Genomic DNA, 21,382 nt, shown 5'->3' with positions numbered 1-21,382 from the left:
AGCCCACCTACGCCGATGGTACTTGGGGGGAGGCCCCCTGGGAGAGTAGGGCACTGCCGCTCGTTTCACAACCCCCCTCCACGTGAGGGGGGTTGTGCTGTTTTGGGGGGTTGGGGGTTTCGAAGAGTTTTGTGAATTTCTGCGGAATCGGTTGCCCGGATGGTTCAAAAGCAATAAAGTAGTACGAAATCAACGATGCAGGTTGGGATTGTATCGTGGTGTACCACTTGGGGTTGCATCATGTTCTGGTGCAAGGCTCGCTGGTGTAGCTGAGGTTGCCCAGGGGGTTTCTTGGGTGCTGATGTAAAGGGAGGGAACGGCTGATGTCGTCACGTAAGAGCTGGATGAAGTTGGGGCTGTTAGCTGGTGGCATGTCGGTAGTACTCGCAGCATGTGGGTCGACGAGTTCGGGTGCTGCTTCGTCGGGTTCTTCGGCGTCACAGGTAGCGGCGAACTATGCGAGTTATGCCTTGCATACTGGTGATACGTATTCTTGGGTGTTGCCGTTGCCGAATGAGGCCAACTACGAGCCTTGGGATCAAAATGCTGAGTATGGCATGTACCGGCCACTCTATGTTGCAGGTGAGGGTTCGAGTCCGGTGATCAACTATGCGGACAGCATCGGTCAACAACCGGTGTATTCCAATGGGGACACGACGGTGACCATCACCTTGAATCCATGGAAGTGGTCTGATGGGACCGCGGTGACGGCTCGTGATGTTCAGTTCTACTACAACCTGTACGTGGCTAACAAGGATCAGATTGCGACGTATGTACCAGGGAACTTCCCTGATAATGTCGCTAGTTTCACGGTCGATTCGCCGACCAAGTTCACCCTCAAACTCAAGAGCGCTGTTAACCCCCTGTGGTTCACTGATAACGAGCTCACCGATGTCGTCCCGCTGCCTCAGCAGAGTTGGGATAAGGAGTCGGCTAGCGGCAAGGTCGGCAATTACGATATGACGACCGCTGGCGCCAAGGCGGTTTTTAAGTTCCTGTATTCGCAGTCGTCCAAGCTCTCGACGTATGCCACGAACCCATTATGGCAGGTTGTCGATGGTCCGTGGAAACTCCAGTCCTATGATCCGACGACTGCGCGAACGGTGTTTAAGCGTAACAACGCTTTTACCGGGCCAGACAAGCCCAAGCTTTCTGGCTATGTGCTTGAGAGCTTCTCGTCGCAGACGGCGGAGGTGGATGCCCTGCGCAACGGCAGCTTGGACTATGGCTATCTCCCACTTAGCGATGTTAAGTTGTCCTCTACCTTCAAGAGCGATGGGTACACCATTGCTCCATGGGCCACCGATTATGTGCAGTGGGCTGAGTTGGGTTATACCAGCAAGACCTGGGGGCCCCTAGTAAAGCAACTCTACATCCGACAGGCGCTCCAGCACACCATCAACGAGCCGTTGTATCTGAGCGCCACGCTCCATGGCGATGGCCAGCTCACCTATGGGCCCGTTCCCAACCTCCCGGGTTCGCCGTACGTCTCGCCGCAGGAGAAGACCGATCCTGATCCATATTCGATCAGCGCTGCAAAGTCGTTGCTAACTAGCCACGGCTGGTCGATGGGTTCCAACGGCGTCATGGTCTGTACCAGCCCAGGGACCGGTGCATCCCAGTGCGGAGCCAACATTACCAAGAATGAGCCCTTAAGTCTCAAGTTTATGTACCAGACTGGTACTCCGACGCTGCAGGCTCAGGTTGAGGCGTTTGCCACGGCGGCAAAGTCGGCTGGCATCGATCTTGTGCTTGATCCTCAATCCCAGTCGACGATGTTCTCTATCGGTGGAGTGTGTCCATCCTCTGGACCATGTAACTGGGGGATTATCCTCTATCGGACGTTCCTGTGGAACTATGGTCAAGGTGATGTCCTGCCCACGGGTGGTCAGATGTTCGGATCGGGTAACTATTGGGGTGGTGGTTATAGCTCGCCAACCGCCCAAACGTTGATCAACGATACCCATACTCAGGCTGGTCTACAACCACTTTTCAACTACGAGAATTACATCTCGAGCCATGTCGCCGCCCTGTGGTTCCCAACCTGGGACTGGCAAGTTTCGGTGGTGTCGGATCATCTCCATGGATGGAATCCACAGCAGGTCTTTGGAGATCCAGTACCGTCTCGGTGGTACTTCTAAGTGAAGTAGCATTGCGCCACCTTGCATTGTGCCAGGTGGCGTTTTGTCGTCTGGCTACCGTGTGACCGCGCAGGTGGACTGTTCCTGGTACTTGCGGCCCGGTTGCGACCAGGTCCTAACGCCTAGGAGCTGGATAGCAATGGTAGATAGCGTTCGTTTTGGGTCGCCCGCGCCGTGAGATCGCAATGGCTGTGATATCCGATGGTATGGTTCCCACCATGCCTTGGCTGAACCCAGCCGTCGCGTGATCGAGTCAGGCGTTGTTCTCCGGGGTGCGATTGTGTTGGATCGGGTGGTACGGGGCGGTTGTGGTGGGCAAGATTGGGCCCAACATCGACCGCTATCTTCGTCTTGGCGGTAGCCGATAACGCTGTGTCGAAGCAGGTTGTGGAGCGAGTTCCAGTTAGGTCGCAGTGACGTATGATTGTCAGATGCGTAACGGGGCGTTACGTTCGCTGCGGATCACAGCACGTATGGCGGGGTGTGCTAGTCGGTGCTGACGGGTGCAGCCCTACGGGATGCCGACGGTATGGCCGCCATAAGGGGCGGTGACGTTAGTGTTACGGCAGAGGCTTTCGAGAGCGGCTGGCTTGTGCGACGTGTGGCATGTTGACGCGTGTGCAGTTCGGCAGATCATGTGGCGCGACGGAGTCCTGGATTGGTGGTCTGCACGGTCTGGGTCTCGTGATGGTCCCTGCACGTTGGACTAAGTGGTTATTGGTTATGCAACGTTTTGGCCTCGAACGGACAAGTAGAAGGTATGGGGTTACGAGAGGGACCGATGGACGCGGCAGAGCCTGAGGGTGTCCAGATGGTTTTCGATGACGTTGTTGAATCACTATTGCCACAGCTGTACCGGTATTTCCTTCGACGAGTGGGTCCCGGGCTGGCCGACGACCTTGTTATTGAGACCTTCTCGACCGTTGCGCAGCGACTGGAGAGCTATGACGAAAGGCGCGCACCATTGCGTGCCTGGGTCTACGGTATCGCCTCAAATGTTTTGCGCTCACATTGGCGTCATGAACAGCGTCTGCTTGAGCTGGATGCACGATTGCGCGCTGAACCAGCAGTTGGTAATGCCATGTCGAGCGATCCAGGAGAACTCGGTGACGAGTTGAGTCCCGTCGTGGCTCGCCTCCTTGCCAGTCTGGGACCCGAGGACCGGAACGTGTTCTTACTCTACGCCTGGGAAGATCTTGGCCCAGGGGAGATCGGGGTGGCTCTAGGGCTTGCGGATGGGACCGTTCGGTCCAAGCTTTCCAGAATCCGGGCGAGGTTCCGTCGCGAGTTAGGTGATGCCGCAAGCGTGTCATTGGAGGTCACCGGCCCGGGTGCCGAGGGGCCAGAACATGGAATCGGGGAGGATCGATGAACGAGATTGATGTCGTCAAGGCATTTCGACGGGACGAAGCTGATCTACCAGAGGGTTTGCACGAACGTGTGCTAGCGGCAGGGCATGTCGCACTGGCAAAGCGTCGAGCATCAGCGTCTAAGGAGGTATCGAGCAAGCGATCAGGACAGCATCGTAAACGCGTGCTGGTGGGATCCTTGGCTGGCCTTGCCGTGTTGGCGGCCGGCGTAGGGAATCTTGGGATACGGTCTCAGGGCACGAGTAGGCCAACTGATGCGCTCCAGGGCTTGAAGGTCATCGAGACTGCCTATCATAAAGCGCTGGTGGGTTCGACCTATCGCTACACGATGGGCGAGACCATCGATGGCGGTGCGGTCATCTCGGAGGATACGAACTCCTCCGGTTTCATCGTCGCTCCGAGATCACCGAAGGATGCGCCGGCCGCTGAGAGCTCAACAACGGTGACCGGCAACGGTCGGTCGTTGACGCTGAATGAACTGGTTGTCAACAAGGTCCTCTACCTTGGCGCCACTGGCGCAACGTTGCCCGGTTTGCCAACTGACAAGCGCTACGTGGGTGTCAACCTCTCCCAAGCAGGGGGCCAAAGTCTACCGGAGAGCAAGAATCCAGTGAGTTCGGGTCCCCTCGCCTTCTTGGCCCACCCACCTGCGGGCACCACAGTGACCGGGCAACGTGACACAACCTATGATGGCGCGCCTGTCAAGGAATACTTTGTCAACCTGGATTTAGCGTCCCTGTTGCGCCAGGAGGGTGTTGCCAAGGCTGAGCAGTCCTTGCCCATCCTTCGCGAGGGTCTTCATGAACTGCCCACGTTCGCACCATGTGCAATCTGGATCAATGGTGCCGGTGAACTCGTACACATGTCGTTCACCTTGGAGTTGAACGTCCAAGGACAACCGATCTACGCAACCTTCGTCATGTCCTTCTTCGATTACGGCGCCAAGCTGGAGGTGATACCACCACGTCGAAGCCAGGTAGCCTTCGAGACGCCGACCCAATTTCAAAAGACGCTGCAATTTGGGACAAACCAGTGAGCACTGGCCTCGCGGTTGACACCGAGTGGCACTCATACGGTGTTGTGTCAGTCGGTGGCAGCGGTCGGTGCCTCGGTGACACCGTGGTCCCTAGGGCCCGAGCTGTTGCCGTGCAGGCGTACAAAGAGGCCAGCAGCGACGAGGAGCGAGACGCCTCCGGCGACAAAGGCCCAGCGCGGTGAGAAGTCTTGCGACATGAAGCCGACGATCGGAGCGCCGATGGGGGTGCTTCCGAGGAACCCAAGGGTGTAGAGGGCCATGACCCTGCCTCGCATTTCGAAGCGGGAGTTCAACTGCAAGGTTGTGTTGGCGAAGGCGTTGAAGCTGATGGACATCGCCCCGAGGCCCATCAAGGCAAGCCCAGCGAGCCAGATGCTTGGAGCAAGCGCGACGAGCCCCATGAGGCCGGCGAAGCCCACGGAGATGATGACCATCAGTTTCGGGCTTGCGGGTCGCCGTAGCGAGGCGGCTCCGACGCTGCCGATGATGGCCCCTACGCCGAAGAGGGACATAAAGTCGCCGAGGAGCTGTGCATGTCCGCGGAAGGTGGTCTCGGCCAGCAATGGGATGGTGACGGGGAAGTTATAGGCGAAGATGCCGGCGATCAAGATGGCGAGGAGGGTGGCGAGCAATATCGGTCGGTTGCGAACATAGCGAAGACCGGCCCGGATCTGTCCTGGCTCACGAACCACAGTGCCCTGGACAAAGAGCTGGGTCGGTCGCATCATCACGAGCGCAATCAAGATGGCAACGAACGAGATGGCATTGAGAAGAAAGCCCCAGCTGATGCCCAGGTGTGCGATGGCGACGCCAACGACTGCGGGTCCGATGGCTCGTGCAAGATTGAAGCTGGCGGAGTTGAGGGTGACCGCGTTCTGCAGGCTGTCGCGCCCTACGAGCTCCTGGACGAAGGTCTGGCGTGCCGGGGTGTCGATTGCGTTGATGAGGCCGAGCACAACCGAGGCAACGAACACCAGGGTGATGGTGATGGTATGGCTTGCCACAAGGTAGAACAGGACAAAGGCCACCAACATGAATGAGGTTTGGGTGATCATGATGAGGCGGCGACGATTCAGCCGATCGACGACGATGCCTGCCTGGGCTCCGAAGAGCAAAATCGGTAGGAACTGCACGGCGGTGACCAGCCCGAGCAGTGATCCACTCTTACTGAGGGTGAGGACAAGATAGGCCAGCGAGATCGATTGCATCCAGGAGCCGGTGTTCGAGATGAATTGGCCAATGGTGAAGAGTCGAAAGTTGCGTACCGTGAGTGAACGGAAGGTATCCTGGCGCCATCGTGTGAAAGATCCAGAGCTCAATGTTGCCGCCTATTGCGTAGACGCCGTTGGACGGAGTCGATTTCAGTTACCCTTCAGCTTACAGGAGCGGTAGTGGTACTCTGGCGACGAATGCACGAATCGACGACGGCTATCGGGCATCAGGATGAGACAGAGAGCGGGTAGCCCGGTTACCTTCGACCACGAAGCGGGTTGGGTACGCCGTCATGTGTTAAGGCGATAGCGCCTACGCAACCATGTGGTCGGAGGTCATTGGACTCTCACTCGAGGGTCCACGACGCCGTACAGGATATCGACGATGAGGTTACCGAGTACCGTCATGACGGCGATGACAAGCACGATTCCAAGCAATACCGGGAAGTCTCGGGTTTGGGCTGAGTTCCAAAACAGCAGGCCGGCACCGGGATAGTTGAAAAGGGCTTCGACGATTAGCGACCCCGAGACCGTATAGGGAAGCGAGAGACCAAGCAGGGTCAGTGTTGAGTTCAGGGAATTGCGCAACACATGGCGAAGCAGTATCGTTCGATTGCGGGCGCCCTTGGACTTGGCCGTGCGCACGTAGTCTTCGAGCATGTTGTCGATGACAGCGGAGCGCATGTAGCGACTGAAGTAGCTGACGTTGGCGAGACACAGGGTGATGATTGGCAGCGCGAGATCGGTAGCGTCGATCGTGAGGCTGCCGCCAAAGTTGGAGGCCGTTGAGGGGAAGACCGGCAGCCAGATGTTGAGCACCACGATCAAGACGACCCCGAGGAGGAAGGTCGGCATCGAGTACATGATCAGCATGGTGCCACTGAGCGCGTGATCATCAGCCCGATTGCGGCGATAGCCTTGCCAGAGGCCCATGGGTATGGCGATGGCGACCGCGAACAACAGTGAGATGGCAACCAAGAAGAAGGTGCGTGGGACGTACTCGGCGAGCAGGGTAGACACATTCTCGCTGAGCTTGTAAGAGTAGCCGAAGTTGCCCCGCAGCGCGTTCCATGCCCAGGTGAGGTACTGAACTGGCAGCGGCCGGAGTAACCCCTCTTGGACCTCGAGGGCGTGGACCTGGACGGGGCTCGCCTTCTGACCGAGTTGGGCGCGAACAAGTCCTCCCGGCAGGAGGTGCAAGATGATAAAGACGATGATTGAGACCGCGATGATGGTGATAATGGCTTGCCCGCAGCGTTTGAGAATGTAACGGATCATAGGATGTTCTCCCTATCCCAGCGCTCTGTAAGGAGCGCCGTTACGCGGTCGGGATGGAGACCGCCGCCCATCGTTGGCTGTATTGGGGCATGGGTGTTGATCCAAGTTCGTGTCATCTGGACCTCCTAGTGCTGAGCCAGTCGAGATTCGACAACGTCACGTAGTGCATCACCCAGTACATTGATTGCGAGTACGGTGAGGACGATGAGGATCGCAGCGGGCCAGAGTTGCCACCAGTAACCATCGAAAATATTATTCACTCCCCCAGCCAAAATCTCCCCCCAGTTTGTCGCTGGCGGTGGAATACTGAGTCCAAGGTAGCCAAGGGCTGCAAAGGTCAAGATGGCATCTGCTACCTTGAGGGTGCCATTCACCACGAGGACGCCAAGGACGTTCGGCATGATGTGGCGTGCGATCAGGCGCCACCTGGGTGTTCCAAAGCCGGCGGCCGCGACGACATAGTCACGTGTCTTAAGCGTCAGTGTCTCGCCACGTACCAGCCGCGCCGTTGAGAGCCAGCTCACCCCCGAGATGACGAGGATGATCAGCCACAGCGTTGGGCGCACGATGGAGGCGAGCAAGATGACAAAGAAGAGGAAGGGGATGGAGAGCAGGGCATCAACGATGCGCATCATCACGGAGTCGACAAGGCCGCCAATGAACCCACTGATGGTGCCCCAGATGAGTCCGAATGCTGACGCAAGCAGCCCAACCGCAAGTCCGAGTTCAATGGTGCTCTGCCCTCCGAGCATCAGGCGACCAAGCTCGTCGCGTCCGGCTGGACTGGTGCCGAGGATGTGTGCCGATGACGGTGGTTGATTCTCTAGCAGCAGGGAGGCGGAGACCTGATTCGTATGGTAAACGAACGGTCCCACGAAGCAAAAGAGCACGATGAGAACGAGAATCACCAGGCTTGCAACCGCGAGCTTGTTGGCGACAAAGGTGCGCAGCGCAACTCGTAGCGCACTGACCCGCCGATCTTCTTCGAGCGCCTCCGCGCTCGATGGTGCGACTTTGATCGCCGTCATTGCCCCTCCTTCAACCCGGCCCTCGCTCACCTGACAACGTCATGGCGGCAGTGACCATGCAGTGGGGTGAGTCGAGTTGCTTGTAATGTTACAGCAAGACGGCCAGACCGTGCGCATTGGATCACCAAAAAGATTCTCACGTGTTCCTCGTAATGTTTTGGTCATGGCGCGTTGGCCGACTTCGGATGGGAAATTTCAGATCAGGGGCGATTCGCTTCTTTCGAGCAGGAATCAGTAATATGGGGGAGAATTCGAGATGGAATCGGTTGCAAGTCTCCAAGTTCTGAAATAGAGTCGATGCAGGTGCTAATGCGACGGTATCGACAGGTTGACACAACGGGGGCTTCTCGTTGTCGGTTGATTCACCGGATCTTGAGCGCACGGGGTCTTCCGGGTTGATCGTCGTGGTTGGTGTTCTGGCAACAGATGCGAGGGTGAGGTAGGGGTAACACTGATGAGCAGGGGAAACCGACGGTGCGGTGGCTAGCGTGTTGTCAGGTAACCAGAAAATGAGTCGTTCATCCTTCGTATGCACCCCCACCAAGCGGCGAGCAAGAGTCGCCGGTGGATACGACAGATGGCGCTTGCGGTCGACTAGTTGGCAGTGGGCTATGGGCGCCGTTAGGATCTCCGACGGTGCGCATCTGTTGGCCGGGTTTGACTGGCACCGCCAACGTTACACCATATTTGCTATGTATGGTACATATGGGGACCGCGAGCTTGGGGCGGGTAGGCAATGCTATGCCAGCACACAACGCTGTGGCGTCGGCGCTCTAGCGACATGCGCTATGGTCCTTCGAGCTGACGTAGGGTGGATCCGATGGCATCGTGACGATGTTGTCATGCAAAGAAAGGTTGACATGACCTGTGGATTGCTCCATACGGGGATGTTGGTGCCCGGTCCTAAGGGACATGGGTCGCATGGAAGGATACCAGGCGGTCTTGCCACGATGGGGCTCACCTGGCCGACGGTTCTATGGGTTGGTCCGAGGAGGTAACGAGTGGCTTTGACGTGGCGCCGGGTAGCACAAGGAGGGGATGGTAGATGAACAGTGAACGAGAGGCTATCCGCGCACTAACCGGCGCTAAGGATCACGTGTTCTGGCTCGACACCGACAAGGTACCAGCGTTTGAGCCTCCACTTGGCGTGCACCGCGACGTCGACCTCGCCATTGTCGGTGGTGGCTTTTTGGGGCTATGGTCGGCGGTGCTAGCCAAGGAGCGATTCCCAGAGTGGGAGATCGTGGTACTGGAAGCTGGTCGGGTTGGTTTTGGCGCGAGCGGACGCAACGGAGGCTTTGTTGACGCAAGCCTGACTCATGGGCTTGAGAATGGCTTAGCGCGCTGGCCCGAGGAGATGGAGGAGCTCGAGCGTCTTGGTGGTGACAACCTTGAGGGTCTCGGTAACTTCGTCGTTGACCATGGTATCGACTGTGATTTTACGTTCTCGGGTGCGATTGACTTTGCCACCGAGCCGTGGCAGCTCGACGGGGCTGAGGAGTACGCCGATCTCGCGCGAAAGTATGGACACCAGATCGAGGTTCTTGATCGGGGACAAGCACAGGCCATCGTGCACTCCCCAACCTACGAGGGTGGTCTCCTCACCCGCAATAGGACGGCACTGGTGGATCCCGCCCAGCTCGCCTGGGGCTTGGCCCGTGTGGCGACCTCCCTTGGTGTGAAGATTCATGAAGGCACAATGGTCCAAGGTGTGCACCAGAGGGGTGGCATGATCGACGTTACCACGCCACAGAGTGGGTCGCTGCGTGCTGCCAAGGTGATCCTGGCCACGAATGCGTTTCCGTCGCTCTTACCTGGGGTGCGCAACTTTGTCATCCCGGTCTACGACTATGTGCTCATGACTGAGCCCTTGAGCGCTGAGCAGTTGGCTGAGGTGGGGTGGAGTGGTCGTGAAGGGCTTTCTGACCTCGGTAATCTTTTCCATTACTATCGCCTGACCCGTGATAATCGCATTCTGTGGGGTGGTTACGACGCCATCTATCACTTTGGTTCCCGAGTGAGCAGCGCTTATCGCCGTCGTGCGTCGACACATTTGATGTTGGCCCGGCACTTCTTTGACACCTTCCCGATGCTCGAGGGGGTACGCTTTAGCCATGCATGGGGCGGAGCGATTGACACATCCTCTCGCTTTGCGATGTTCTTTGGCTCTAGGCATCAAGGCAAGGTTCAATACGCCCTTGGTTTTACTGGGCTCGGTGTCGGGGCCACACGTTTTGCCGCCAAGGTGCTGTGCGCTCGGTTGGAACCCAAGGATTCGCCCTATGAGCACCTCGCTTTGGTGCGCACCAAGCCAATCCCGTTCCCGCCGGAGCCACTTCGTAGCGCGGCCGTCGCCTTGACGCGACGTTCGCTGATGCATGCCGATGCGCATGGCGGCCAGCGCAATTGTTGGCTGCGAACGCTGGATCGATTCGGTGTCGGTTTCGACTCCTAAAGGGGGATACGTTGGCTGAATTATTGGTGATCGATGATCTGGTGACGGAGATTCGCCAGCGCAGTACGACGGTGCGCGCCGTCGACGGGGTGTCGCTGTCGGTGGCGCGTGGTGAGACACTTGGCGTTGTAGGGGAGTCGGGTTGCGGAAAGACAATGACAGCGCTTTCGATCGTGCAGCTTCTTCCTGCCGGGGGCGTGATCGCCCGAGGGAGTGTCAAACTCGATGGAGAGGAGCTCGTCGGTGCCGGTGAGTCGAGGATGCGTGCGGTGCGTGGTTCCAAGATTGGATTCGTGTTCCAAGACCCAATGACCAGCCTCAACCCTTCGAAGACCATCGGATGGCAGATCGCTGAGTCCTTGATCATCCACAAGTCGGCAAGCAAGGCTATAGCGCGCCGCCGAGCGCTCGAGGTGCTTGACCTCGTCAAGATTCCAGCTGCCGCCGAGCGTCTCAATGACTACCCGCACCAGCTCTCAGGGGGTATGCGTCAACGGGTCATGATCGCGATCGCGTTGGCAAACTCCCCAGAGCTCTTGATCGCCGACGAGCCCACGACCGCGCTCGATGTGACCATCCAAGCACAGATCCTGAGCCTTCTTGACGAGTTGAAGTCCACGCTCAACATGGGGCTGATTCTGGTCACCCATGATCTCGGCGTGGTAGCCGGACGAGCCGACCGGGTGATGGTGATGTATGCCGGCCGAGTGGTTGAGAGCACCGATACGGGTCGCCTTTTTCGAGAGATGCGGCACCCCTACACGTTCTCGCTGTTTGCCTCGATACCACGTATTGGGGATGATCGAGAACAGGTCTTGCCGAGCATTCCGGGGCTTCCTCCGGACCTTGCACATCCTCCGTCTGGATGTCGGTTTGCAGAACGCTGTAGCTTTGCCCAAGATCGGTGCCGCACGGACGACCCGGCCTTGACGGGTGATGAACACCAGTTTGCCTGCTGGTTTCCGGTCGATCATCAGATCCGCTCCGGCGTGGTCGCTGCTAGCGATCGTCACGCTGAGCGCGAACTCGGGCGTGAGCCACTGCTTGAGCTCAAGGGAGTCGTCAAGGAGTATGACGTCTTTGCCGGAGCGTTGAGGAGGAAGGTCGGCAGTGTTCATGCGGTCTCTGGCATCGACCTCACCCTGTATCGTGGCGAGACGCTTGGGATCGTCGGCGAGTCGGGTTGTGGTAAGTCGACGCTCGGCCGCATGATGGTTGGCCTTGAACGCCCAACGGCAGGCACCATTGCCTATGAAGGACGAGACATTGCCAGTCGGTCGCTTGGCGAGATGCGCAAACTGCGTCGGAACTTTCAGCTGATGTTCCAGGATCCGTATGCATCGCTCGATCCTCGGATGCGCATCCGTGCTGCCCTGCTCGAGCCCGTGAAGGTCCAACACGCAGGTGATGCAAAGGCTCAGGTCGCCAGGATGTATTCGCTGCTCGATGAGGTGGGTCTTCGCCATAGCGCGGTTGAACGTTATCCCCATGAGTTTTCTGGTGGCCAACGCCAACGAATTGGATTTGCGCGAGCACTGATGCTTGAGCCAGGTCTGGTGGTAGCCGATGAGCCTGTCTCTGCCTTAGACGTCTCGATCCGCAGCCAGGTTCTCAACATGATGCGTCGCCTGCAGGCCCGCTTCGGCCTCACGTATGCACTGATCTCACATGACCTCTCCGTGGTTAGTTATCTGGCCGATCGGATCGGCGTCATGTACCTCGGCGAGTTGGTTGAGCTGGGGCCGGCGGATGCTGTGTTCGCCTCTCCTGCGCACCCATATACTCGAGGGCTTCTGCGGTCGGTTCCCATTCCCGATCCGGTGATCGAGCAACAAAAGGCCCGTGCTGGCCAGATTATGGGCGAGCTGCCATCACCGCTCTCGCCACCACAGGGTTGCCGCTTTCATCCACGCTGTCCCTATGCAACCGCTGAATGCACCAGCGAACACCCACAGCTGCGGGACGTCGGAACAGAACACACGGTCGCCTGTCATCACGCAGAACAGGTGATCGACGATGCCTGGGAGCTTAGCGAATTAGTGAGAGCTACCAATAGCTAGCCAAGGCCCCAGCGCCACTTAGCAACATCACGTAGTTTGGGCGTTGATGGAGCGGATGGGGCCCGACGCAAAGTTGAGGTCTCTCAGCCATCGCTGATTTTGGGGCGCACAACGTCGTAACGTTCACACATTACACCGGCGCCCAACGGCGAGGAAAGTGTCCCGACCCAGGGTCTAGGTGAGCTTGAGGTAGGCCTTACCATCGCGTTGGGCTCGGATGAGCTCTCCAATCGCGCTAGGGACGATGGTGACGTAGGGGAAAAGCTCAGCCTCGCTGATCGAGCGTTGACGCAGTGAGTTGTTGCAGGCGACAAAGGAGACGCCTCGTGCGACGAGGTTGGCCAGTTCGATTGATACATGCGTCGTGTCGCGTCGAATCAGGTCGATGCCTCGTCCAGAACAGACTACCTCCACCGATGCCGACTCGTCTTCGGCCAGAAGGTTTCCAATCTGGTGCAGGACCTGCTGCCAGGCCTGCTGATCTGGGGTGTCGAGTTGAATTACTACTTCAAGCTTGGTGTCATTCGATTCAGGTTTCATGAACATCAGGCTAGTAGGGCAACCTTAGAAATCTTTGGGAGCGAGCCTAGGCAAGAGTTACAAGCTCGAGCAGCTCTTCGTTCCAATAGTCCTCGACCCCATCTGGCAACATCAGAACGCGCTCTGGTTGGAGGGCTTCGACGGCTCCAGGGTCGTGGGTAACCAGGATAATCGCGCCAGTATAACTGCGTAGTGCCGCTAGGACGCGATCTCGACTTGCAGGGTCAAGGTTATTGGTGGGCTCATCTAGCAGGAGGAGATTCGCTCGTTGAGAGACGAGAGTGGCCAGTGCCAGTCGGGTCTTCTCGCCACCAGAGAGGGTTCCACTCGGTTGAGCAAACATCTCGGAGGTGAACATGAACGATCCAAGGATCTGTCGCAGATCGGCATCGGTGACATCAGGGGGAGCCCCGTTGCGCAGGTTCTCAAGCGGCGTGAGATTTGGGTTCAACATCTCGTGTTCCTGGGCATAATAGCCAACGACGAGACCCTTGCCCGGGTGAATCTCGCCCGCATCGGGCGTCTCGACGTTGGCCAGCATCCTGAGAAGGGTTGTCTTTCCCGCACCGTTGAGTCCGAGAATCACAACTCGTGATTGACGATCAATCGCAAGGTCGATACCACTGAGGACCTCAAGTGATCCGTAGGATTTGGCGAGACCGGATGCTTGGATCGGGGTCTTAGTGCATGGCAACGGTTGAGGAAACCGGATATTGGCCACCTTGTCAGCGGCGCGTAGGTCGTCGACGTTATCGAGGATGCGTGTGGCCCTCCTATCGAGGACCTTTGCTTTTCTGGCGCGTTTTGCTGTGGAACCCCGCATCTTGTCAGCTTGACGTTTGAGCTGTGTGGCCTTGGTGGTCTCGACTTCGTAGAGGTGCCGGCGTCGCGCCTCATCTTCAGCACGCGCCACGAGGTACGCCCGATAATGGAGAGCGTAGAGGTCGAGCGTGGAGCGTTGCGGGTCGAGAAACGCGACGCGGTTGACGACCGATTCAAGCAGCCGTGCATCGTGAGAAATCACGATGAGTCCGCCACTAAACGTCTTGAGGAAGTCGATGAGCCAGTTAATTGAGTCGGCATCAAGGTGGTTGGTTGGCTCATCCAGGAGGAGCAGATCGGCCTCCGAGAAGAGAATGCGGGCGAGCTCGATGCGTCGTCGCTGACCCCCGCTGAGCACGCCGATGGGCTGTGTGAGTACGTGCGCTTCGATCCCAAGGGACGTAGCCAGTACGGTGGCATCGGATTCGGCTCGATACCCATCGCGGTTGGCAAACAAGGTCTCGACTTGACCGTAATCGCGTGTTGCTTGCTGCTGCGCGGCTCCAGACAGTTGTGTCATCTCCAGTTGTAGCTCGGTGAGTCGTACAAAGAGTTCATCGAGTTGGCGACCTGAGAGAATGCGCGAGAGTGCGGTAATCTTTGGGTCGGCAGCCAGCGGGTCTTGCGGTAGGTATCCAACGGTTCCGCTGCGTTCTAGGAGCCCTTTGGCCTCAAGTTCTCCGGCGAGAATTTTCATCAGTGTCGTCTTGCCGGCGCCGTTGCGCCCAACGAGACCAACCCGGTCACCGCGGTCTACTAGCAGATTCACTTCGTCAAAGAGCAACCGAGCACCGTACTCAAACTGTAGTGACTTCGCATGGACGAGCATAGTTCTCATTTCCGAGACGGGAGGAGTGCGAATCGATCGCAAGAATCGACTCTCGTCCTACCATGCTAATAGTTGCAAGCCCGTGATCTGCCGGGCTAATGTTGAGGGCTTCGCTTTCATCGCTTTCTGCTTTGCGGATGTTGTTGCCGATCGCACCAGCCTGCACGCTCATGGCGACCAAAGCTCAATTGTGGCCTCCACCGCTCTTGCATAGGCGATCTGTACGGATGTGGTAAACGCCTGATTGTCAGGAACCAGGCGGGCGATTCATGCGCGGTCCAAGGTTTGCAATGGACGGCCCGTCGCGCTCGTCACGGCGTGAGCGAGGCGAGTCGAGGCGTTGTATCCCTTGAAGAGGTGAGTCGGGTAATCCGATCCAACAGAGGCATTGTTCGCAAAATTCTGGCCTAAGACACCCAAGAGATTGACAAGTGGCTCGGATGAGCGATGAGGATAGTAGCGCTATCACAAGGTCCCGATAGCAAAATTACTGAGATTGCGGCGGCTTTACTTCGTCATTGTCGGTAAGGCTATCGGTCGATATGCGCTCACACTTGGCCGAGTCCAAATCAAGCACCAGTCACGGACGTTGGTGAGAGCGAGATTTGGGCAACCATCCTGGCATCCCTTGGCACTTGTCGCACGCTGTCGTGTTTGTGATGCCAGGAACGGTGGGAAGGGAGATCAGTCTCTTGTAATACTCCAGGAACGGTGGGAAGGGAGATCAGTCTCTTGTAATACTCCAGGAACGGTGGGAAGGGAGATCAGTCTCTTGTAATACTCCAGGAGCCTTGGCGATGGTACACAGTATTAGCGGAGCTATTCTCGAGAGACTAGGTCGATCATCGTTGGGCGTCGCGCAACCGGTTAGGATGGCTGGGCGCAAATTTTTGTATTCCCTTTCCCGTGCACCATCGGAGTGAAACTAGATGTCAACCCCATCGGACGATCCTAGACAAGTTAACGAGTCGGGATCATCGGACCGACCCCGTAGAGATGACGGCGATCGTCCTCGTTACTCACGTCCAAGAGACGATGATCGTGGCGGTTATCGCTCGAACTCCGGTACTCGACCAGGTCCACGACCAGACCGTGACCGAAGCGACCGACCCCGTAGAGATGACGGCGATCGTCCTCGTTACTCACGTCCAAGAGACGATGATCGTGAGCACCGCTGGGTTCGATCAAGAGACGTCGATGACGATGTTCCTGGTACTGAATTGCGCGATGACGCACCGTTGGCTGACGAAGCGGCGGCGGCTGAAACCCAGGCTAAGGAGCTTCCTGCGCTGCGCTTTCACGCCTCGCGATGGCTGCAACAAGAGGCAACACACGCTCCCGTACCCGAACGGTCCGTGCCCTCGGAGGTGCCACGTTCCAAGGTCCGCTCGGAACGACCGTCGATGCGATCGAAGAGTCGCTCGACCATGACACAGCTACTTGCCCGGGCGGCTGATGCCTATGAGCGCGACCGTTTCGAAGAGACACTTCGAATCACGCGTCGCATTGATGCCATGGACCCTGACGAGGTTGAAGTCTTGGAGTTGATGGGCCTATCGTTATACCGTCTTGGCCGCTACGATGCGGCTCTGCGTGTTTTGCGCAAGGTTCACAAGATGACTGAGAGCTTCGACCAAGTGCCGGTCATCATGGATTGTGTGCGAGCATTGGGAAGAGGTAACGAACTCGAGCGGTGGTGGTTGAGATTGCGCGAAGCATCGCCAGCGAAAGAGGTCATTGTCGAGGGACGAATCGTCTATGCAAGCGCACTGGCGGATCTTGGCAAGCTTGCTGAAGCCATCGCACTGATGGAGCAGGGGGTAGCCAAAGAAAGGCGCGCGTCTGCGCTCACGAGCATTCGTCAACGCTATCTTCTGGCACAGTTGTTCGAACGTGCCGGTGATGTCTCTGGAGCTCGTGAGGCCTATCTTCAGCTATTTCAAGAGGATCGCAACCTCTACGATGTTGCCGAGCGGTTGGCAGGATTGAGCTAGTCGACGAGCTGGGGCCTAATGATGAACGTTTGGCCCACGGCGGACTCGGATCTTGAGCGCCCCAGGTGCAGAGCAGCACCACACTACGCGTATTGCTACTTGGTGGCGCTTTGATTCCCCCGCGTTGGGCCCTACATCGCTTGGTTGTGGTTGAACGCATCGCTAGGGTTGGCAAGGAACAGCGCTCAGGTTTCGCTTGGCGTCGCGACCCCGAAGAGAATAGCTACTGCCGGGTGAAGGGTCAGAGCTGCGGGCAGTGCGAGCTCAGGGTCGCCGGTAGTGGCGAGGTCGCGGAGCAGTTGGACATCGGGATGCCATGTCATTGGCGATGGCCAGGTCATCGTTGATGGCCAGCGACCCGATGGCTCGAGTTCGCCTCCATCTTGGAGGCCTATGCGCCGCGAAAGTGAAACTACGTCGCCATCAAGCTCGTAGTGTGCTATTGCCGAGTCGTCAATGCGAGAGCGCGATGCCATGATCGTCGAGGTGAGCCATTGCGCGATGGACCTTGGAGTGGCAAGCTCCACGTTCTGTTCAAGACATGCATGCAAGGCTTCAAGCGTTGTGATAAGAACTGGTACTATCGTTGCATGGGGAGGGCTAACTGGCCTAATCTGTACGGTCAATGCTGGTCGGTGCGAGAGCAGGTTGTTGACCAGCATGGTGAGTGCACCGCCTTCATAGCGCTCCAGACGATGCAAGGTTTTGGTTCGATCGGCGACGTTGCCGAGGTAAGCACCCTGTGACGCGACGAATGCTTCGAGATCCGGTGCGTCAACTGCGATCCACAGAGGGCAAGGTTGATTTGTAACCCTAAGGCCAACAACAACGCCCGTAATGCGTCGCCGCGTGCCGCTGGTTACGCTAGCCAGCATGTAGCGGTAAAAGCCAGCGACCTCATCGACCGCGAGGGCAGAAGTACGGAATTGAGTTTCTTGATCGTCAAAGCCCTCGGCGCCTTGGCCCTCGGGGTCGAGGTGGATCAAGCGGATCGGCTCCACTCGTTCGACGACTGTGGGTGTGAATTGGGTCACGAGGTAGCCTGGGGCGTTAGAGTGCGAAGTTGACATTTAACCTGTCAGGCTAGGCGAGAGGTGGATTGACGTATGCAATGGTTGCTCGATTTGGATGGGGTCTTGTGGAGAATGGACACCCCGATCGACGGCTCGGTCGAAGCCATCCATCGGCTCTACGAGGGCGGACATGACGTTCTTTTTGTGACCAACAACTCCTCCTTGTCTCGTTCACAGTACGTGGAAAAGCTCGACCGTATCGGGGTACCGGCAGCACGCGAGCAAATCATGACCTCGGCGATGGCCGCGGCGGCGCTTGTTGAGCCCCGTGCACGCGTGCTCGCCATCGGCGAGCGCGGTTTGTCCGAGGAGCTTGAGGCGATCGGGGCTGAGTTGATTGTGCCTCACTCGTTGGAAGACGTCGAAGGTATCGATTGTGTCGTGCTTGGTTGGTATCGCGCGTTCAACTATACCGACATGTCCAACGCTTGCGTGGCGATCCTCTCGGGTGCGCGTTTCATCGCCACCAACGCAGATCCGACCTATCCCCTCGAGCGCATGGTGGTTCCGGGGACCGGTGCGTTGGTTGCCTCAGTGTCGACAGCCACCTCGGTTCAGCCGACCGTGGCTGGTAAGCCCGAAGAGCCGATGGTTGAGCTGCTGCGTCCGTTGCTCGGGAACGAGACGATCATGGTTGGTGATCGGCTGAGTACTGATGGGCGCTTTGCGGCGCGCCTGGGGGTGGAGTTTGGATTGGTTAGTTCGGGTGTCCGTGAGGTTCATGATCAGACGATTCCGGTGAGCCTGCGTGCCGATAGCTTGGCAAAGATTGTTGAAGAGAGGTTGTAAGAGCATGTCACATGTATTCGTATTAGCAAGACGGCCAGTCGGACTCCCACAGCCCGATGATTTTGATCTAGTGGAGTTGCCCGATCCAGCGCTCGAGGAACAACAGGTACGGGTTGAACCGCTCATGATCTCGGTTGATCCTTATCTACGGGGTCGCATGTCGGATGCTCGCTCCTATGTCGCTCCGTTTGAGGTGGGACAGCCGATCACCTCTGCAGCTATCGGCAGGGTCGTCGAATCCAATGCGTCGACAATAGCCACGGGTGATCTCGTCCGTGGAGAGGCTCCATGGGCCACCTCGTACACGACCGAGGCGGGAAGCCTTTGGAGGTTGCCGATCGATGTTGAGGTCAACCCATCGACCTACCTTGGCGTACTGGGCATGACGGGACTGACGGCCTACGTCGGACTGGTGTTGCTTGGTCAGGTCAAGGCCGATGACGAGGTCCTCGTCACCGCTGCCGGTGGGGCGGTTGGCTCGGTAGTCGGCCAGCTCGCAAAGATCTATGGAGCCAGGGTGGTTGGCTCTGCCGGTGGTGCAGACAAGGTGGGGGGTCTTGCAACCCTTGGGTTTGATGCCGGGATCGATTACCGGGCCGTGGACTTCTCCGAGGCTCTTTCGGCTAGTTTTCCCCGCGGCATCAGCCTCTTCTTCGACAACGTCGGTGGGTCACAGTTCGAAGCGGCGCTACATCACACCAAGGATTTTGCCCGGGTGCTTTCGTGTGGTGCGATCTCCCAATACAACGACACTGAGTTGCCTGCGGGCCCTCGTGGGCTTGAGGGTCTTGTCGTACGCCGTCGGCTCATGATCCAGGGATTCATCGTCTCTGATCATCTGGCACGCTATGGAGAGTATCTCAAGCAGGCGATTGGTTGGGTTCAAGAAGGGAAGCTGACCTCGTTGGAGACTATCGTCGATGGGTTTGAGAGCCTTCCAACGGCGTTCGTATCGCTTTTTCGTGGTGCCAACGTGGGCAAGTTGCTTGTCGCCACCCAACCTCAAGAGGAAGGGTAGGCATCGCCTCCTTTGTCATAGGGCATATACCGCTATGACGAGGGAAGTACCGGTAGGTCCGTGGGGTTGGTGGTGATGATTGAGCTCAGCTTATCCCACGAGCTATCAACTGGCGTGAGGAAGTACGGTGGTGACAGGTAGGCGAGACGTGGGTCATAGGTATAGTTGGTCGCGTAGCCGTTGGTGATCGTGGTGCCCTGGAACACCCCTTCGATATCGGCGTAGTTTCCCGCGAGCGCGCCATAGAGGTAGATGGTGCCTTGAAAGGGAAGCCTCCAGAAGTCCTCGACGGCAAACGAGTGTTGTAGCGTCAAGATGGCTGCCATGACGACGGGGTCGTTCGATGGATGCGAGAAGCAGCTATCTGGAGTGGTGTTGGTCTTGGCGAAGTCGTTGGCGATCTGGACGAAGTTGTTGGCGATGAGGCCAAGGAGGCTTGAAGTGCCGTTGGTGCCACAGCCGGCGTATTCGAGGTTGCCGGTGATGGTCGTGTCGTTCTCTGACGCTGCCGTGAGTTGTCCGTTAAGTGTTCCCTGGATGTAGAGATTTCCCTCCTGGCAGGGGGCATCCTGTTGGTCGATGTTCAGCGATCCAGACGCACAGGTTCCACTGTTGGCCTCTGCCAGGCTGGCGACATAGAGTACGCCGTTTGCGGGGAGGGGCACGTCGGTACCCACGCAGCTGGTATTTTTCGTCTGAGGTGACACGACGGTCATCGTGGTACCGTTGAGCGTAACCTGTGTCGGGCCGTAGTACAGGCAGCCGCCTTCGGCTGCAATCTGGGCCAGATTCGAGTCAGACTGTGGCAGGGCCAGGGGGGTGTGATACTGCACGTTTTGTCCAACGTTAAAGGTTGGATTGTCGCTGTTGTCCCCGCCGAGGTAGGCGTTGATCGGGTCGATCCAGTACGGGTGTGTGGGAATGCCACTGGTGAGGGCTGAGGCGGAGTAGACCGGGCCGTTGAAGACGGGATCACCGGCCAGATAGAACATGTCGTTGGAAAACACCGGCCCATTAAAGGTCTGCCCGGTGACGTAGTAGTTCAGGAGTGATTGACACAGCGGAAGCTGCGGTCCGTTGGTTGGTTGCTGATTGGACTCATTGGATTGCGCAAACATGAAATTGCAATCGGCCTCAGCTTTATTATTGGGTATTTGGGCTGCATGCACAGCGAAGACGGGGTCGACCAGCATTTTGTTGTCGAAGATGAGATAGTTGAGAAAGCTTTGTGATCGAAAGGAGGCATTGAGCGTCACGTACTGGGTGTTGGTACCACTGGCGGCGGCACCGGTCACGAGGAGGTGCACAATTCCGCTCGAGGCGGTCTCGGTGTTATCTACTGAATAGTGAAAGTACTCGGAGTTCGAGCCGGAGACCGACTCCCAGCCGGTCAGGGCGACGTTGGTGACAGGCGGAGGATTCGAGGCATCGTATTGCCAATAGTTGCCGAGCTGGTTGATCGAATACTGGTCCAAGAGGTTCTCGTAGTTGGCAAGCCCCGCCTCGGCGGCGGCGAGGGCCGTCTGGTTTTCTTGCCGTTGTTTGGTCTGAGGTAGCTGGCCGACGGAGGCTGCGACTAGCCCGGCTGGGATCAACGTGATGAGCATGACGGCGATGATGACCAAGATCAAGGCATCGCCACGTTCTCGGTCACCGTGTTTGCAGCGTGACTGATTGGAGCACGAGCCCCAGTGGCGGCGGTTCCGATGGTGAGAGGTGTGATGGTGTGACATTCTTG

16 protein-coding genes are annotated in these 21,382 nt (G+C 57.8%); 8 read left to right on the top strand and 8 right to left on the bottom strand.

Features of this window, described 5'->3' with window-relative positions; all coding sequences use genetic code 11:
* The first annotated feature begins 323 nt into the window (after positions 1 to 323).
* The 3 genes from MP439_06800 (at position 324) to MP439_06790 (ending at position 4,547) form a co-directional block, all read left to right on the top strand.
* Entirely contained in the window at positions 324 to 2,141 is a 1,818-nt protein-coding gene (locus tag MP439_06800; GenBank protein ID MCI2975769.1) for an ABC transporter substrate-binding protein, read from the top strand.
* Between the two features lie 760 nt (positions 2,142 to 2,901).
* On the top strand, positions 2,902 to 3,513 hold the full coding sequence (locus MP439_06795; protein ID MCI2975768.1) for an RNA polymerase sigma factor: 612 nt from the start codon (positions 2,902 to 2,904) through the stop codon (positions 3,511 to 3,513).
* On the top strand, positions 3,510 to 4,547 hold the full coding sequence (locus MP439_06790) for a hypothetical protein (protein ID MCI2975767.1): 1,038 nt from the start codon (positions 3,510 to 3,512) through the stop codon (positions 4,545 to 4,547). Before MP439_06795 ends, MP439_06790 begins: the two co-directional genes overlap by 4 nt.
* Positions 4,548 to 4,594: 47 nt before the next feature.
* On the opposite strand, the gene MP439_06785 is transcribed toward MP439_06790, so the two are convergent.
* The 3 genes from MP439_06785 to MP439_06775 all read right to left on the bottom strand — a co-directional run bounded on the left by MP439_06785 (position 4,595) and on the right by MP439_06775 (position 8,064).
* Positions 4,595 to 5,866: an MFS transporter gene (locus MP439_06785; protein MCI2975766.1), complete on the bottom strand. Its 1,272-nt coding sequence runs from the start codon at positions 5,864 to 5,866 to the stop codon at positions 4,595 to 4,597.
* A 228-nt stretch (positions 5,867 to 6,094) separates the two neighbouring features.
* Positions 6,095 to 7,036 (bottom strand): ABC transporter permease, encoded by a 942-nt coding sequence (locus MP439_06780; protein MCI2975765.1) that lies wholly within the window; start codon positions 7,034 to 7,036, stop codon positions 6,095 to 6,097.
* Positions 7,037 to 7,161: 125 nt separating this feature from the next.
* Entirely contained in the window at positions 7,162 to 8,064 is a 903-nt protein-coding gene (locus MP439_06775) for an ABC transporter permease (GenBank protein MCI2975764.1), read from the bottom strand.
* A gap of 1,045 nt (positions 8,065 to 9,109) precedes the next feature.
* On the opposite strand from MP439_06775, the gene MP439_06770 reads away from it, so the two are divergent.
* Both MP439_06770 and MP439_06765 read left to right on the top strand, forming a co-directional pair.
* The gene (locus MP439_06770) at positions 9,110 to 10,519 is read left to right on the top strand and encodes an FAD-binding oxidoreductase (GenBank protein MCI2975763.1); all 1,410 of its coding nucleotides are present in this window, start codon (positions 9,110 to 9,112) and stop codon (positions 10,517 to 10,519) included.
* Positions 10,520 to 10,530: 11 nt separating this feature from the next.
* Positions 10,531 to 12,579 carry an ABC transporter ATP-binding protein gene (locus MP439_06765; GenBank protein MCI2975762.1) on the top strand — a complete coding sequence of 683 codons (2,049 nt, stop codon included), beginning with the start codon at positions 10,531 to 10,533 and terminating at the stop codon, positions 12,577 to 12,579.
* A gap of 174 nt (positions 12,580 to 12,753) precedes the next feature.
* On the opposite strand, the gene MP439_06760 is transcribed toward MP439_06765, so the two are convergent.
* The 3 genes from MP439_06760 to MP439_06750 all read right to left on the bottom strand — a co-directional run bounded on the left by MP439_06760 (position 12,754) and on the right by MP439_06750 (position 15,958).
* Complete coding sequence (locus MP439_06760) at positions 12,754 to 13,119, bottom strand: DsrE family protein (GenBank protein MCI2975761.1); 366 nt, start codon at positions 13,117 to 13,119, stop codon at positions 12,754 to 12,756.
* Positions 13,120 to 13,165: 46 nt separating this feature from the next.
* Positions 13,166 to 14,770, bottom strand: coding sequence for an ATP-binding cassette domain-containing protein (locus MP439_06755; GenBank protein MCI2975760.1), 1,605 nt, complete (start codon positions 14,768 to 14,770; stop codon positions 13,166 to 13,168).
* Positions 14,771 to 15,730: 960 nt separating this feature from the next.
* The gene (locus tag MP439_06750) at positions 15,731 to 15,958 is read right to left on the bottom strand and encodes a hypothetical protein (protein ID MCI2975759.1); all 228 of its coding nucleotides are present in this window, start codon (positions 15,956 to 15,958) and stop codon (positions 15,731 to 15,733) included.
* A 32-nt stretch (positions 15,959 to 15,990) separates the two neighbouring features.
* Here MP439_06750 and MP439_06745 point away from each other — a divergent pair, with 32 nt between their 5' ends.
* Entirely contained in the window at positions 15,991 to 16,764 is a 774-nt protein-coding gene (locus tag MP439_06745; protein ID MCI2975758.1) for a hypothetical protein, read from the top strand.
* A gap of 185 nt (positions 16,765 to 16,949) precedes the next feature.
* On the opposite strand, the gene MP439_06740 is transcribed toward MP439_06745, so the two are convergent.
* Positions 16,950 to 17,834 carry a hypothetical protein gene (locus tag MP439_06740; protein MCI2975757.1) on the bottom strand — a complete coding sequence of 295 codons (885 nt, stop codon included), beginning with the start codon at positions 17,832 to 17,834 and terminating at the stop codon, positions 16,950 to 16,952.
* A 36-nt stretch (positions 17,835 to 17,870) separates the two neighbouring features.
* Between MP439_06740 and MP439_06735 the strand changes: the two genes are divergently transcribed.
* On the top strand, positions 17,871 to 18,626 hold the full coding sequence (locus MP439_06735) for an HAD-IIA family hydrolase (protein MCI2975756.1): 756 nt from the start codon (positions 17,871 to 17,873) through the stop codon (positions 18,624 to 18,626).
* Positions 18,627 to 18,630: 4 nt separating this feature from the next.
* Positions 18,631 to 19,644 carry an NADP-dependent oxidoreductase gene (locus MP439_06730; GenBank protein ID MCI2975755.1) on the top strand — a complete coding sequence of 338 codons (1,014 nt, stop codon included), beginning with the start codon at positions 18,631 to 18,633 and terminating at the stop codon, positions 19,642 to 19,644.
* Positions 19,645 to 19,676: 32 nt separating this feature from the next.
* Here the strand turns inward: MP439_06730 and MP439_06725 are convergent, their stop codons facing one another.
* On the bottom strand, positions 19,677 to 21,377 hold the full coding sequence (locus MP439_06725; protein MCI2975754.1) for a hypothetical protein: 1,701 nt from the start codon (positions 21,375 to 21,377) through the stop codon (positions 19,677 to 19,679).
* Positions 21,378 to 21,382 lie beyond the last annotated feature (5 nt).

The organism is Ferrimicrobium sp. (genome assembly GCA_022690815.1).
GTDB lineage: Bacteria > Actinomycetota > Acidimicrobiia > Acidimicrobiales > Acidimicrobiaceae > Ferrimicrobium.
This window is presented reverse-complemented; position numbering and strand designations above follow the sequence as displayed.

Bases quoted from the DNA above. Each gene is read 5' to 3' on its own strand.
- MP439_06775 (MCI2975764.1), bottom strand. From the start codon at position 8,064: ATGACGGCGATCAAAGTCGCACCATCGAGCGCGGAGGCGCTCGAAGAA.
- MP439_06725 (MCI2975754.1), bottom strand. From the start codon at position 21,377: ATGTCACACCATCACACCTCTCACCATCGGAACCGCCGCCACTGGGGC.
- MP439_06735 (MCI2975756.1), top strand. From the start codon at position 17,871: ATGCAATGGTTGCTCGATTTGGATGGGGTCTTGTGGAGAATGGACACC.
- MP439_06795 (MCI2975768.1), top strand. From the start codon at position 2,902: ATGGGGTTACGAGAGGGACCGATGGACGCGGCAGAGCCTGAGGGTGTC.
- MP439_06780 (MCI2975765.1), bottom strand. From the start codon at position 7,036: ATGATCCGTTACATTCTCAAACGCTGCGGGCAAGCCATTATCACCATC.
- MP439_06790 (MCI2975767.1), top strand. From the start codon at position 3,510: ATGAACGAGATTGATGTCGTCAAGGCATTTCGACGGGACGAAGCTGAT.
- MP439_06755 (MCI2975760.1), bottom strand. From the start codon at position 14,770: ATGCTCGTCCATGCGAAGTCACTACAGTTTGAGTACGGTGCTCGGTTG.
- MP439_06740 (MCI2975757.1), bottom strand. From the start codon at position 17,834: ATGTCAACTTCGCACTCTAACGCCCCAGGCTACCTCGTGACCCAATTC.
- MP439_06730 (MCI2975755.1), top strand. From the start codon at position 18,631: ATGTCACATGTATTCGTATTAGCAAGACGGCCAGTCGGACTCCCACAG.
- MP439_06800 (MCI2975769.1), top strand. From the start codon at position 324: ATGTCGTCACGTAAGAGCTGGATGAAGTTGGGGCTGTTAGCTGGTGGC.
- MP439_06760 (MCI2975761.1), bottom strand. From the start codon at position 13,119: ATGAAACCTGAATCGAATGACACCAAGCTTGAAGTAGTAATTCAACTC.
- MP439_06770 (MCI2975763.1), top strand. From the start codon at position 9,110: ATGAACAGTGAACGAGAGGCTATCCGCGCACTAACCGGCGCTAAGGAT.